The 516-nt window shown below is 63.2% G+C and carries 1 protein-coding gene; it reads left to right on the top strand.

What is annotated here, in order from left to right:
• Nucleotides 1-453, top strand: a 453-nt coding sequence (locus H7I41_RS23520; protein ID WP_264015035.1) for a carotenoid oxygenase family protein, incomplete at its 5' end; no start/stop codon positions are given.
• Between the last annotated feature and the right edge of the window lie 63 nt (nucleotides 454-516).

A 516-nucleotide genomic window follows, 5' to 3' on the forward strand; every position in this document is an offset into this window, starting at 1 on the left:
ACCACCTGCATCGGGCGCTGGGTCCTGGACCTCGAAAAGGGCAGGGCCACCAGCGAACACCTCAGCGATACCCCGGTGGAGCTGCCGAAGATCGATGAGCGGTTCTGGGGCAAGCCGTATGAGTGGGGCTTCTACACCGCCGGCGAGCGGGTCAAGGACGGCATGCGGATGAACACCGTCATGCGCCGCAACGTGCACACCGGTAAAGAGGACAGCTACACGATCAAGCATGACCGTCCGGTCGGGGTGTACGAGTCGGTCTTCGTGCCGCGCACCCCGGATGCACCAGAGGGTGACGGCTACCTGATCACCCCGGTGTCGTACTTCAACGAACGCCACACCGACTTCATGGTCTTCAACGCAGACGACCTGCCCTCGGGCCCGGTGGCCAAGGTGGTGCTGCCCTTCGCTGTGGGCTGGACCCCGCACGGACACTGGATGGACTTCCACTAGTTCACCCGAACTCTGAGAAGTATTACCGTACAACCACGCTCACGCGGACTCTTCCCGCCGGAC

This window comes from [Mycobacterium] manitobense (assembly GCF_025821665.1).
Lineage (GTDB): Bacteria > Actinomycetota > Actinomycetes > Mycobacteriales > Mycobacteriaceae > Mycobacterium > Mycobacterium arseniciresistens.